This is a genomic window from Arsukibacterium indicum (assembly GCF_019100565.1).
Classification (GTDB): domain Bacteria; phylum Pseudomonadota; class Gammaproteobacteria; order Enterobacterales; family Alteromonadaceae; genus Alishewanella; species Alishewanella indicum.
In genome coordinates, this window is the sequence record NZ_JAHRID010000009.1 from 137,514 (window position 1) to 150,466 (window position 12,953).

At 49.0% G+C, this 12,953-nt stretch carries 10 protein-coding genes and 1 pseudogene; 1 reads left to right on the forward strand and 10 read right to left on the reverse strand.

Annotation, left to right across the window (positions count from 1 at the left end):
* The 5 genes from secD to KQY15_RS16900 all read right to left on the reverse strand — a co-directional run bounded on the left by secD (position 1) and on the right by KQY15_RS16900 (position 5,701).
* Positions 1 to 1,854 carry a protein translocase subunit SecD gene (gene secD / locus KQY15_RS16880; protein WP_217671083.1) on the reverse strand — a complete coding sequence of 618 codons (1,854 nt, stop codon included), beginning with the start codon at positions 1,852 to 1,854 and terminating at the stop codon, positions 1 to 3.
* Positions 1,855 to 1,884: 30 nt separating this feature from the next.
* A complete protein-coding gene (yajC, locus tag KQY15_RS16885; protein ID WP_217671084.1) occupies positions 1,885 to 2,223 on the reverse strand; it encodes a preprotein translocase subunit YajC in 339 nt (112 codons plus the stop codon).
* 96 nt (positions 2,224 to 2,319) lie between these two features.
* Positions 2,320 to 3,456, reverse strand: coding sequence for a tRNA guanosine(34) transglycosylase Tgt (gene tgt / locus KQY15_RS16890; protein WP_217671085.1), 1,137 nt, complete (start codon positions 3,454 to 3,456; stop codon positions 2,320 to 2,322).
* A 215-nt stretch (positions 3,457 to 3,671) separates the two neighbouring features.
* Complete coding sequence (queA, locus tag KQY15_RS16895; protein ID WP_217671151.1) at positions 3,672 to 4,697, reverse strand: tRNA preQ1(34) S-adenosylmethionine ribosyltransferase-isomerase QueA; 1,026 nt, start codon at positions 4,695 to 4,697, stop codon at positions 3,672 to 3,674.
* Between the two features lie 95 nt (positions 4,698 to 4,792).
* On the reverse strand, positions 4,793 to 5,701 hold the full coding sequence (locus tag KQY15_RS16900) for a hydrogen peroxide-inducible genes activator (RefSeq protein WP_217671086.1): 909 nt from the start codon (positions 5,699 to 5,701) through the stop codon (positions 4,793 to 4,795).
* Positions 5,702 to 6,095: 394 nt separating this feature from the next.
* Here KQY15_RS16900 and KQY15_RS16905 point away from each other — a divergent pair, with 394 nt between their 5' ends.
* Positions 6,096 to 8,360 carry a S8 family serine peptidase gene (locus KQY15_RS16905; RefSeq protein WP_217671087.1) on the forward strand — a complete coding sequence of 755 codons (2,265 nt, stop codon included), beginning with the start codon at positions 6,096 to 6,098 and terminating at the stop codon, positions 8,358 to 8,360.
* An 85-nt stretch (positions 8,361 to 8,445) separates the two neighbouring features.
* Here KQY15_RS16905 and KQY15_RS16910 read toward each other — a convergent pair whose 3' ends face one another.
* The 5 genes and pseudogenes from KQY15_RS16910 to pstA form a co-directional block, all read right to left on the reverse strand.
* The gene (locus tag KQY15_RS16910) at positions 8,446 to 9,714 is read right to left on the reverse strand and encodes an inorganic phosphate transporter (RefSeq protein WP_217671088.1); all 1,269 of its coding nucleotides are present in this window, start codon (positions 9,712 to 9,714) and stop codon (positions 8,446 to 8,448) included.
* 17 nt (positions 9,715 to 9,731) lie between these two features.
* Positions 9,732 to 10,409, reverse strand: coding sequence for a TIGR00153 family protein (locus KQY15_RS16915; protein ID WP_217671089.1), 678 nt, complete (start codon positions 10,407 to 10,409; stop codon positions 9,732 to 9,734).
* A 155-nt stretch (positions 10,410 to 10,564) separates the two neighbouring features.
* Positions 10,565 to 11,275 (reverse strand): phosphate signaling complex protein PhoU, encoded by a 711-nt coding sequence (gene phoU / locus KQY15_RS16920; protein WP_214001084.1) that lies wholly within the window; start codon positions 11,273 to 11,275, stop codon positions 10,565 to 10,567.
* Between the two features lie 44 nt (positions 11,276 to 11,319).
* Positions 11,320 to 12,087, reverse strand: coding sequence for a phosphate ABC transporter ATP-binding protein PstB (pstB, locus tag KQY15_RS16925; RefSeq protein WP_217671090.1), 768 nt, complete (start codon positions 12,085 to 12,087; stop codon positions 11,320 to 11,322).
* Positions 12,088 to 12,115: 28 nt separating this feature from the next.
* A pseudogene (gene pstA / locus KQY15_RS16930) lies at positions 12,116 to 12,946 on the reverse strand (phosphate ABC transporter permease PstA); the annotation flags it as partial.
* Positions 12,947 to 12,953 lie beyond the last annotated feature (7 nt).

Below are 12,953 nucleotides of genomic sequence, written 5' to 3' on the forward strand. Positions count from 1 at the left end.
TTACATAGGAAGTGACTGCACGCGGCGGCCACCCCAGATTAAATTAACCAGTAAACGGGTACCCACTACTGATGTGAAGATTGAGGTCAGAATACCAATCGCAAGGGTAATAGCGAAACCTTTGACAGGTCCGGTACCAATACCAAACAGGATCAGCGCCACCAGTAACGTGGTGATATTAGAGTCGGCAATAGTGGCAAAAGCGCGATCATAACCGTGATGAATGGCTTGCTGCACACTGCGTCCTTCAGCGAGCTCTTCGCGGATCCGCTCAAATATCAGCACGTTAGCATCAACCGCCATACCCACAGTCAACACAATACCTGCCATACCCGGCAAGGTTAAGGTTGCCCCCGGAATCATCGACATAAAGCCGGTGATCAGAATAAGGTTGGCAATCAGCGCCACGTTGGCGATTAAACCAAAAGCTTTGTAATACAGCACCATAAAGATCAGTACTACCACCATACCCCACATAATGGCGGTCATACCCAAATCAATGTTTTCTTTACCCAGGCTTGGGCCTATGGTCCGTTCTTCAATGATTTGGGTTGGTGCAATCAGGGCACCGGCACGCAACAACAACGCCAGATTCTGTGCTTCAGCCGGGTTATCAATACCCGTGATCCGGAAGCTGCGACCCAGCCGCGCCTGAATAGTGGCGGCATTAATCACTTCTTCATACTTCACCAGTACTGGCGTACCGTCTTCGTTACGCTCTTCACCAGGCTTGTATTCAATAAATACCGTGGCCATTTGCCGGCCAATGGTGGTGCGGGTTGCATTAGATAATAAGTTACCACCCTGAGCATCAAGCGAAATACTGACTTGTGGCCGCGAATACTCATCGTAGCCAGAAGTTGCCCCGGTAATATGATCACCGGTAAGCATGGTGCGGTTTTCCAGCAAATAAGGCACGCCGTTACGATCGCGATATAAACTCGCCCCCGCCGGCAGACGACCGTCTAAGGCCGCACCTAAATCAGAGTCATTATCGACCAGACGAAATTCCAGGGTTGCCGTGGCGCCCAGAATTTCTTTAGCCTGAGCCGGGTCTTGCACCCCTGGTAACTGTACAATAATCCGATCGGCACCCTGGCGTTGCACCAGTGGCTCAGCTACACCAATTTCATTTACCCGGTTACGGATAATGGTAATATTCTGCTCCAGCGCATATTCGCGGATTTCTTTAACCCGGTTTTCGCTTAAACTGACAACCAGGCTATGCTCGCTATCACCGTCACTGAATAGCAGCTCCTGGTCGTTTTTAGCTAGTGCAGACCGCGCTGCGGCCACATCTTCAGCACTACGCAGTAAAATCTGCACCTGAGCGCGCTCTAAATCGGCCTGCACTGCCCGGTAGCGTATCCGCTCTTCGCGTAAGTCGGCCCGGAATGCCTGCACCAAATCGTTAAGGTTTTTGTCGATTGCTGCTTTCATATCAACAGCCATCAGAAAGTGAACACCACCGCGTAAGTCCAGGCCCAGTTTCATCGGGCTGGCACCAATGGCGCGTAGCCATGCCGGTGTAGTTGGAACCATGTTCAGGGCAGTAATGTAAGTACTGCCTAATTGGCGCTCTGCCACTTCCCGTGCCCGCAGCTGATCTTCAGCACTGCTGAACCGGGCCAGCAGCTGGCCCTCGGTCAGGGTAACAGATTTAGCTGTTATATTTGCGGCAATAAACGCCTGTTCAAGTTCAGCACGGGTGGTTTCGCTCACCACACCGCCACGGCTGGCATTAATATTTAATGCCGGGTCTTCTGGGTACACATTAGGCAAGGCATACAGGAATGCTGCCAGCAGCACCCCCAGCACCACCAAATACCGCCAGAGAGGATTTTTGTTTAGCACAAGATGATCCTTTTTTATTCGCTTCGCCGCTTACAGCGACTTTAACGTGCCTTTTGGTAACACGGCACTGATCGCTGATTTCTGCACTGTTACTTCAGTGCTGTCGTTTAATGCTACCGTAACGAAGTCTTTGTCATCAGCAATTTTACTGATCCGGCCAACGATACCGCCCTGAGTTAATACTTCATCACCTTTACCCAGTGCAGCCATCAAATTACGATGTTCTTTAACGCGCTTGGCTTGTGGCCGGTAAATTAAGAAATAGAAAATCAGGCCAAAGGCCAGCAACATAATAATTAAATCCCAGCCACCACCCTGTGGTGCTGCTGCAGCGCTGTCGGCATAGGCATTGCTGATAAATAGACTCATGGTTATCCCCTTAAAATTAATCAAATAGTTAAGTTTTTAATTTATTACTTTAGTTAGTGCTAGTCTTAGTTAATTAGTGCTAACCAGTGTTTCAGTTTAATCCGACCCATTATCCAATTGCTCCAGTGGCGGCACAGCCATATCACGCTTCGCATAAAATGTACTGACAAACTGTTCCAAGGTACCAGCGGCTATGGCGTCACGCAATCCCTGCATCAGTTTTTGGTAATGATGCAAATTATGAATAGTGTTAAGCCGCGCACCCAGTATTTCATTACACCGGTCCAGATGATGTAGATATGACCGGGAATAATTTTTACAAGTGTAGCAATCGCATTCCGGATCCAGAGGCGAGATATCCTCTTTATGTTTGGCATTGCGGATTTTCACCACACCGGTACTAATAAACAGGTGGCCATTGCGGGCATTACGGGTAGGCATTACACAATCGAACATATCAATACCACGGCGCACGGCTTCAACAATATCTTCCGGCTTGCCAACCCCCATTAAATAGCGGGGCTTGTGGCTCGGCATCTGGCCAGTGGTATGGTTCAAAATATTAATCATATCCTCTTTCGGTTCACCCACCGATAAACCACCTATGGCGTAGCCATCAAATCCAATTTCCTCCAGGCCCTGTAAGGAGACATCACGTAAATTCGGGTACATGCCGCCCTGAATAATGCCAAATAACGCGGCAGGGTTGTCTGCATGAGCATCTTTACTGCGCTTCGCCCAGCGCAGCGACATTTCCATCGATTTTTTTGCCTGTTGCTCGGTTGCAGGATACGGGGTGCACTCGTCGAAAATCATCACGATATCTGAGCCTAAATCACGCTGCACTTCCATTGAGCGCTCAGGGGTCAGCATAATTCGCTCGCCATTAAGCGGTGAGCGGAATTTTACGCCCTCTTCCGTGATTTTTCTAAGCTCCCCCAGGCTGAACACCTGAAAGCCACCAGAGTCGGTCAGAATAGGCTTATGCCAGTGCATAAAGTCGTGTAAGTCACCGTGTTTCTTAATGATCTCAGTGCCCGGGCGAAGCATCAAGTGAAAAGTATTGCCCAAGCATATCTGGGCACCGGTGGCATCCAGCTCTTCCGGCGTCATGCCTTTAACGGTGCCATAAGTGCCTACCGGCATAAAGGCTGGTGTTTCAACTGTGCCACGCTCAAAAATCAGCCGGCCACGGCGGGCCCGGCCATCGGTGGTATCTAATTCAAATTTCATTACTATCCTCAATCGCCAGAAAGACAGTCTGGCTTATTTCGCGGCGCATTATAGCAGCTAAATCCAGATTAACTAAATCACATGGATAGGGTTTCGGGGATAAGGAAATTCACGCTCCGCCGCCTTCGACAGCACATCCCTGTGCTGTCTCAGCCTCCGCGGCATCCCTGCCGCTGCTGCGCGCAAACACCTTATCCCCTCTTTAGCTGACGTATTTAACTAATAAACATCGCATCGCCATAAGAGTAAAACCGGTATTGCTCGTTTATTGCTGTATCGTAGGCATTCATCACATGTTCGCGGCTGCTAAACGCAGATACCAGCATAATCAGCGTTGATTCCGGCAAATGAAAGTTAGTGATCAGCGCATCAATCACTTTAAACTGGTAGCCGGGGTAGATAAAAATCTGGGTATCGCCGTTATAGCTAATCAGCTTGCCACCGCCCTGCTGAGCCGCCGACTCCAGTGAACGCACCGAGGTGGTGCCTACCGCTACTACTTTGTTGCCACGGGCTTTACAGCTGGCAATAGCATCTACCACCTGCTGTGGCACCTCGATATACTCAGCATGCATCTTATGTTCCAGTACATTATCAACACGTACCGGTTGAAACGTACCTGCGCCAACGTGCAAGGTAATATAAGCAAACTCTACGCCTTTAGCTTGCAGCTTATCCAGTAACGGCTGGTCAAAATGCAGGCCGGCAGTCGGTGCGGCAACGGCACCAGGCTTTTCATTATAAACCGTTTGATAACGCGCTTTATCTTCTTCGGTGTCAGGTCGGTCGATATAGGGCGGCAGTGGCATGTGGCCTAACCGCTCCAGCATCACCAAAACCGGCTCGTCAGCCAACACTTCCAGCTCAAACAGCTCGTCATGGCGCTGATTCATCCGTACTTCGGCCGAATTTTCCAGCACTAGCACAGTGCCGGGTTTAGGCGCTTTACTGGCCCGGACATGCGCTAAAAAGCGCTTATCGTCTAACATTCGCTCAACCAGTACTTCAACTTTACCACCTGAGGCTTTCTGGCCAAATAGCCGTGCCGGGATCACTTTGGTATTGTTAAACACCAATAAGTCGCCTGGCTTTAGAAAATCGGCTAAGTCTTTGAAAATATGATGGCTTAATTCACCGCTTTGTTTATCCATCGCCAACAGACGGCTGCTCGAACGTTCGGCTTTGGGAAATCGGGCAATAAGTTGCTCTGGCAACTCGAATGAAAAGTCTTTAACTTGCATACTTTTAGTTTGCATAGCGGGGGTTCCTTGGCTTTACCGACCAGAGGCACGGCTGTAAAAAAACAGCCGGTATTCTAGCAGAACCCAAACAAAAGTTACTGGCATTTTTGCTGCAGCACTTCAGTTATTAAGCTGGTCATTAAACGATAACTGCGGGCTTTACTTGATGTTGGCCGCCAGGCAACACCAATGTCACGGTATGCGTTACCACTGGCAGGCAGCTGAGTAATCAATTCAGTACTGTCGAGCAAGCCACTGTTAATAGCCATTTGCGGGATAAAGGTGACCCCCAGTTTGTTATTTACCATCTGGGTTAAAGTATGCAAGCTAGTGGCAAAGAACGGGTTTACCTTGCGGCTGTCTTCTAACTCACAGGCTTTTACGGCATGACCGGTCAGGCAATGCTCACGCTCCAGCAAAAAAATACTTTCGTCTGGCCACTGGCTGATATCCTGATTAAACCCACGGCCCAGCCAGTCTTTGTGCAGCACCAGCTTAAAGCCATCCTGCGCCAGTACTTCAGTATGAAAAGCGCCGGTTTCATAAGGCAATGCCAGCAAAACCATATCCAGCCGGCCCTCGGCCAGCGCATGCAGCGAGTTGTCGGTAGTGTCTTCACGCAGCAGTAACTGCAAGTCCGGATACCGCTCCCGACATAAACTCATTACCTCACTAAGTACAAAAGGCGCAATAGTTGGGATGCAACCTAGTCTGAACGGTCCCGCCATAGGTTTACCCTGCGACTTGGCGAATTCAGTCAGCTCTTCACATTGCTCAATGATATGCCGCGCCTGACGCACTACATCTTCGCCCAGCGAAGTAAAGATAAACGTCTTATGGTCCCGTTCGAGTAGCTGGGTTTGCATGGTCTCTTCCAGGTTGGCAATGGCCGCACTGAGCGTCGATTGCCCGACAAAGCATGCTTCGGCCGCCCGGCCAAAATGCTGATGTTCATGCAACGCCAGCAAATACTGCAGCTGTTTAACACTTGGCAATCTTTTCATAGCAAATTCCGATTAAAATCTGAAACCTATTCAATATTACAAATCAATATAAACTATTGCTGTTGCCTGGTCGAGTACCATTAACAGAGGATGCCCACTCAGCTTTTTAACGTAAAGGAAACTTTCTAGCATTTTATTTTCAACTTTATTTTCAACTACTTACTGCTGGCATGATCTTTATTTGTAAATTACAAATTGAAACAGTTATTAATTTGTTATAGCTTGGACTTATAGCCGTGTGAGATTGTAGCTATAAAGTAGCAAGCATCTGAATGATTCTCTTATACAGAGAAAACAAGTTTCATACAGGTTGAAGCCTGGTTGCGAGTTGGGCAGTCCGCAAATCAGTTTGAAGGAACAATTTATTATAAAAATCACCTCAGGAGGGTGAATCATGTCCAAATTAACCAAACCACTCGCTTTGGCCAGCTGTAGCTTGCTGGCACTCGCCGTTAGCAGCGCCCTGGCCGCCACAGACAAAATCAGCACCGATGACAACCGCTACATCATTAAATATAAAAACAGCAGTCTGGGGCTGAGTAAGCAAGACGATTTCGTATTAAGCCAGCACAAACAGACCAAAGACGCGATTCTGGCGCGATTAGCTGACAATGGCAGTAAGTTAAAACGACAGGGTGCCAGAGTGCATCATCTGTTGGCCGGGCAACGCGCCATTGCTGTTGAGCTGCGGCCTGGCATGGTTAACTTGCTAAAAACCGACCCAGCGATTGAAATGATAGAGGTTGACCAGCGTCGTTATCCACTAATGCAGCAAATTCCTTATGGTTTTCCAATGGTGCAGGCCGATTTGGTCAGTGATGAGTTTGCCGCAAACCAAACGGTTTGTGTTATCGACTCTGGTCTTGACTTACCCCATGAAGACTTTGCTTCGGGCAATATCAGCGGCACCAATGATGTGGGTACCGGCAACTGGTTTGACGCCGGTGGCCCCCACGGTACACATGTCGCCGGCACTATCGGCGCCCTGAACAATGACACTGGTATTGTCGGCATTATGCCAAACGGCCAGTTGAATATGCACATTATCAAAGTGTTTAATGCCGCCGGTTGGGGATATTCATCTACGCTTGCCAGTGCAGTCAATGCCTGTGCCGATGCAGGCGCAACAGTGGTTAATATGAGCCTGGGGGGTGCCGCGCCAAGTGCAACAGAAAGTAATGCAATGCAGGCTGCCTATGATGCGGGTTTGCTACTTATTGCTGCAGCCGGTAATGATGGTAACACCGCTATGTCGTACCCTGCTTCTTATGATTCAGTGGTATCGGTTGCTGCAGTAGACAATACCAGAACTCTGGCAGATTTCTCACAGCGCAATGCTCAGGTCGAATTAGCCGGCCCGGGTGTCGATGTTCGTTCTACCTATCCTGAAGGTCAGGGTCTGGAAGGTCAGCTCAGTGTCGACAGCGTTTTTTACGATGCGATCCCGATGTCTGGTTCAGGCAGTGGCGCTGTAAATGCAGAATTTGCCGATTGCGGTCTGGCAGTTGAGGCCTGTACTGATGTCACAGATAAAGTGTGTTTAATTTCCCGCGGCGAGGTTGCCTTCTCACAGAAAGTTGAGTCTTGTCAGGCAGGTGGTGGCCTTGCAGCTATCATCTATAACAACGAGTCAGGTAATTTCAGCGGCACCGTGGAAGGCACCACCGCAACCATTCCGGCTGTTAGCATTTCCCAGGAAGATGGTCAGATGCTGATGACTCAGCTGGGTAGCACTGCTAATCTGATATCAGGAGCCAGTAATTACGGTCTGATGAGTGGCACGTCAATGGCATCGCCTCATGTGGCTGGTGTTGCTGCACTGGTATGGAGTCACTTCCCGGATTGTAGCAATGCCCAAATCCGCTCTGCCCTTGCCGCCACAGCGGATGATTTAGGTGCGGCAGGCCGTGATACGTCTTACGGTTTCGGTCTGGTGCAAGCTAAAAATGCGGTGGACTATCTGGCAGAATATGGCTGTAGCGGCTCCGATGACGAGCCAGACGAGCCAACGCCACCGGAGGCCACGGTACTGGAAAACGGTGAGGCAGTAACCAATCTGGCCGGTGCCGGTGGTGAAGAGTTATTGTTCAGCCTGGACGTACCGGCCATGGCAACCGGCTTATCTTTTGTTATGAGTGGTGGTACCGGCGATGCTGACATGTATGTCAAATTCGGCGCAGCACCTACTGTCGGCGACTACGATTGCCGGCCTTACCTGGCTGGCAACAATGAAAGCTGTGACATTGACCCGGCACAGCAAGGTACCTACTTCGTTAAGGTAATTGGTTATACCGCCTTTACTGATGTTAGCCTGACCGGTAGCTATACTGAGGCAGACGATCCGGATTTACCTGATGCTGGCGGGGAAACCATTACCAATATCAACATTGGCCGTCGCAGCTGGCAGCACTACACGCTGGATGTTCCTGCGGGTATGGCACAGCTGAGTGTAACCATTACCGGTGGCCGCGGCGATGCCGATCTTTATCTCAAGTATGGCAGTATGCCAACAGCGGGTAGTTACGATTGCCGGCCAAACCGCAACGGTAATGAGGAAAGCTGCGTTATCTCAAACCCTGAAGCAGGCGTATGGCATATGTCGGTTTATGGTTTCCGGGCAGTCAGGGATTTAACGTTGATCAGTGAATACCAGCCATAAACGGTTAGCGATCCGGAACGGGTCAAACAAACTGAAATGGGGCTGAAATTCAGCCCCTTTTTTTTATTCCGGTATCTCAGAGTAACTACAGCGTGAATAAGAACTGCAGAATGTAGAAGAAAATAATTGCTAAACCTGCACCCACCGGCAGGGTAATAACCCAGGATATAAAGATATTGCGCACTACGCCAAGATTAAGTGCAGCGATACCCCGGGCCAAACCGACGCCTAATACTGCGCCGACTAATGTTTGAGTTGTAGAGATCGGCAACCCTGCGCCTGACGCAATAACAACGGTTGACGCCGCAGACAATTCTGCAGCAAAGCCGCGGCTTGGTGTCAGATGAGTAATAGCGGTACCGACAGTTTTAATTACCCGGGCACCCAACGTTGCCAGACCGATAACGATACCAATACCACCCAATGGCAGGATCCACCAGGCCAGCGCCGCTTTACTGGCAATTTCGCCACCCGAACTGACCACGCTAACAACTGCAGCCAGTGGCCCTATCGCATTGGCGACGTCATTGGAACCATGGGCAAATGCCATACAACAAGCGGTGGTGATCATTAACACACTGAAAATGCGTTCAACGTTGTTAAACTGCATTTTCTTATCCGCCGCCGGATCAATTTTTATCCGGCTGATGGCAATTTTACCAATGATACCGACTATCACCCCCAACACCAACGCCAGCAGATAGCCATTGGCCGTACTGATATCCAGGCCTATATGTTTCAGGCCCTTTTGCACAGTAACCAGCGCCATAACAAAGGCAGCAAATGCCATATAAAAAGGCACATACTTTTTGGCATTAACAATGGGTTGATCAGTATCGAAAATAAGCCGTTGCGCACTCATAAAAAACAGGTACGCCAGAATACCGGCCAGAATAGGGGTTACCACCCAGCTACCGACAATGCCGCCTACTTTATCCCAGTGCACGGCGTCAATACCGACACACACTGCCGCAAAACCGATAATAGACCCAACAATTGAGTGGGTGGTCGATACCGGCCAGCCAAAATAAGAGGCAACGATAAGCCAGGTTGCTGCAGCCAGCAGTGCCGCTATCATGCCGTAGACCATCAGCTCGGGCGTATCAACAAAGAACGCCGCATCAGTAATGCCACCCCGGATGGTTGACGTTACCGAACCACCGGCCAGATAGGCGCCGGCAAACTCAAAGATGGCAGCAATAAAAATGGCCTGTTTAATGGTCAACGCTTTGGAGCCAACCGAGGTGCCCATGGCGTTAGCTACATCATTAGCGCCAACGCCGTAAGCCATCAGAAAGCCAAAAACAGCAGCCAATATAACCAGAATGAGGCCGTATGATTGAATAATATCCATCAGTAATACCTTTTTAATTAACGGGCTAGCATGATTTCTAAGCGAGAACCCACTTTCTGGGCAATATCGGCTAAATCGCCAATCCACTCGATAGTCCGGTATAAAAACATCACATCTACCGGGTTCAGCTGAGCTTCGGCCCCCCGCACAGCTTTTCGCAACTTAATCTGCATTTCGTCTGTGTCATGTTCAATTGCATCCAGCTTTTCAACCATCTTAATAACCAGATCCACTTCACGGCCGCGAAATCCGGTTTCCAGCAATTCATCCAATTCGTTGATCACTTCAGAGGCCATTGCTGTGGCATCAATACAGCGTTGAATGTAGGCATGGAAATCCGTTTGAATGGCGTCAGGAATTTCCAGCTCACGGCCCAATACCCGGCCAGAAATATCTTTGGTTTTATTGGCAATTTTGTCTTGCTGTGCCACTAATTCCAGAATGTCGGTCCGGTCGACCGGTAAAAATAATCCACGCGGTAAGTTTATCCGGATTTCCCGCTTCATTTTGTCTGCTTCTTTTTCCAGAGCAACGATGCCTTTTCGAACTTCAGCCGCAGTTGGCCAGTCTTTCTGATACACAGCAGCAAAAAAAGGTAGCAACAACTCACTGGCTTCATGCACTTTGCGTATATGTTCTTCAATGGGCTTTATCGGTGACTTGGCAAACACGGATAAAAATGTATTACCTGGCATAGTGTGGCCTCATAATATTCAGGGTGAATAAGGTCGGCGCGCATTGTAACTGCAATCAAACCGCAATAAAAATGAAATATTAGCAGATAAAACACAAACGCCTCAGCCAGAAGTCTGGTTGAGGCGTTTTAAAAAAGCGAACTGGTTTAAAAAAATCAGCTGCGGGCTTCTTTCTCAAGGGTTTCTTCAGAGCTGTGTCTGACCACTTTACCCTTCACAAAAAATATAATGTATTCAGACAGGTTTTTGCACCTGTCACCAATCCGCTCCAGCGAACGGGCCGACCACAGCACATTCATGATTTTTGGAATGGAGCGTGGATCTTCAATCATATAGGTCATTAACTGCCGGGTTATCGACTCGTATTCGCGGTCAACTTTCTTATCTTCTTTATGCACGGTTAACGCTGCTTCCACGTCCATCCGGGCGAAGGCGTCCAGCACATCATGCAGCATCTGACCAACATGCCGCCCCAGATTATCCAGGTTAACCAGTAAATCCTGCTGTGCACTATTAAACGACTCCAGTGCCACTTTGGCAATCCGCCGGGTTTCATCACCAATCCGCTCCAGATCAGCAATGGTTTTTAAAATTGCCATAATCAGTCGTAAATCGCTGGCAGCCGGCTGACGCTTAGCAATAATCCGGGTACATTCCTGATCGATCTGTAACTCCCAGTCATTTACCTTTAAGTCGTTCTGAATCACTTGTTGTGCCAGCTCGCTGTCGCTATTGGCTATTGCTTCCAGTGCATCAAACAGCTGTCGTTCAATTAAGCCGCCCATTGCCATAACATGGTTGCGAACCTGCTCTATCTCTTCGTTAAACTGGCTGGAGATATGCTTTGATAAATTTAGCTTGTCCATTAAATGACCCTTGCTGCTGTTAAATGTGCCGTTTGCTGAATGTGCTAGCCAAAACGACCGGTAATATAATCTTCGGTAGCGCGTTGACTGGGATCAGTAAACATTTTATTTGTTTCATCAAACTCTATCAGCTGCCCCATATTTAAAAAGGCGGTGTAATCTGACACCCGGGCTGCCTGTTGCATATTGTGAGTAACAATAACCAGAGTATAGTGCTGTTTTAAGTCGTACATCAGCTCTTCAATTTTCAGAGTTGAAATCGGATCTAATGCCGACGCCGGCTCGTCCAGCAATAAAACTTCCGGTTCTATGGCTATCGCTCTGGCGATCACCAGCCGCTGCTGCTGTCCGCCTGACAAATTCACTGCGCTGTCGTGCAACCGGTCACGTACTTCGTCCCACAGCGCTGCTTTACGTAAAGCAGATTCTACTAACTCGTCAAGCTGTCTTGCTTGCTTTATACCCTGTAAACGCAGACCGAAGGCAACATTTTCATACACCGAATGTGGAAACGGATTTGGCTTCTGGAACACGATGCCCACCCGACGCCTCAGCTCCGCCACTTCAATTTCAGAATGGTAAATATTTTTACCATCAAGCAAAACTTCACCCGTCGTCTGGGTATCTTCAAGTAGTTCATTCATCCGGTTAAAACTGCGCAATAAGCTGGATTTACCGCAGCCTGACGGACCAATAAAGGCAGTAATTTTGTGTTCAGGTATCCGTAGATTAATGTGCTGCAAGACGGTTTTATCAGCAAATTTTAGTGATAAATCCTGAACGTCCAGTTTTGCAATAAACTCTGCCGTCATATATTACCCTGCTAATGTTACAGTTTTATTACTCTGGCAGCGGCCGGTTGCGATAACGCAATGCCAGTCGCTTACGTAAACGGTATGCCAGCAGATTGAGTATAAATATCAGTGTAATCAACACCAGTGCTGAAGCAAATACCAGTGGCTCAGCCCGCTGTGCATCCGGGCTCTGCAGACCGGCGTCGTAAATATGCATGCTCAGACTGGTAATTTTCTGCTGCAATTGCAAATAAGGAAAGTCGCTGGATAATGGCAGTTCCGACACGGATTTGACTACCCCGACAAAGACCAGAGGCGCCACTTCACCTGCAGCCCGGGCGATGGCCAGCATCAGGGCAGTAACCATCGCTGGCGATGCCTGAGGCAACACTATTTTCCAGATCACCTCAGCCTTGGTTGCTCCCAGCGCAAAGCAACCCAGCCGCAAATTTTTGGGAATGCCGGCTAACCCCTGCTCGGTCGCTACGATCACCACCGGCAAGGTCAGCAAGGCAAGGGTCAGCGATACCCATAGTAAACCTGGCGTACCAAAGGTCGGTGTCGGCAAACTGTCGTTGAAAAAAAGATTATCAATGTTGCCACCAAGGTAGTATACGAAAAAACCCAACCCAAACACCCCAAACACAATGGATGGTACCCCCGCCAGGTTATGCACGGCCACTCTGATCAACCGCAGCAACAAGCCCTCTTTCGCATATTCATGCAGGTATACTGCTGCCAGTACACCCAATGGTGTAACCAGCACTGACATCAGCAGCACCATTAACACCGTGCCCAGTATCGCCGGAAAAATCCCCGCCTGGCCCGAAGAACCGCTGAGAAACTGCCACCAGTTAACCAGATACTGCAGCAGTTTTTCCCCG

What these genes read in the sequence shown, in the direction of transcription:
- yajC (WP_217671084.1), bottom strand. Translation starts at nt 2,223, where the DNA reads ATGAGTCTATTTATCAGCAATGCCTATGCCGACAGCGCTGCAGCAGCA.
- tgt (WP_217671085.1), bottom strand. Translation starts at nt 3,456, where the DNA reads ATGAAATTTGAATTAGATACCACCGATGGCCGGGCCCGCCGTGGCCGG.
- queA (WP_217671151.1), bottom strand. Translation starts at nt 4,697, where the DNA reads ATGCAAGTTAAAGACTTTTCATTCGAGTTGCCAGAGCAACTTATTGCC.
- KQY15_RS16900 (WP_217671086.1), bottom strand. Translation starts at nt 5,701, where the DNA reads ATGAAAAGATTGCCAAGTGTTAAACAGCTGCAGTATTTGCTGGCGTTG.
- KQY15_RS16905 (WP_217671087.1), top strand. Translation starts at nt 6,096, where the DNA reads ATGTCCAAATTAACCAAACCACTCGCTTTGGCCAGCTGTAGCTTGCTG.
- KQY15_RS16910 (WP_217671088.1), bottom strand. Translation starts at nt 9,714, where the DNA reads ATGGATATTATTCAATCATACGGCCTCATTCTGGTTATATTGGCTGCT.
- KQY15_RS16915 (WP_217671089.1), bottom strand. Translation starts at nt 10,409, where the DNA reads ATGCCAGGTAATACATTTTTATCCGTGTTTGCCAAGTCACCGATAAAG.
- phoU (WP_214001084.1), bottom strand. Translation starts at nt 11,275, where the DNA reads ATGGACAAGCTAAATTTATCAAAGCATATCTCCAGCCAGTTTAACGAA.
- pstB (WP_217671090.1), bottom strand. Translation starts at nt 12,087, where the DNA reads ATGACGGCAGAGTTTATTGCAAAACTGGACGTTCAGGATTTATCACTA.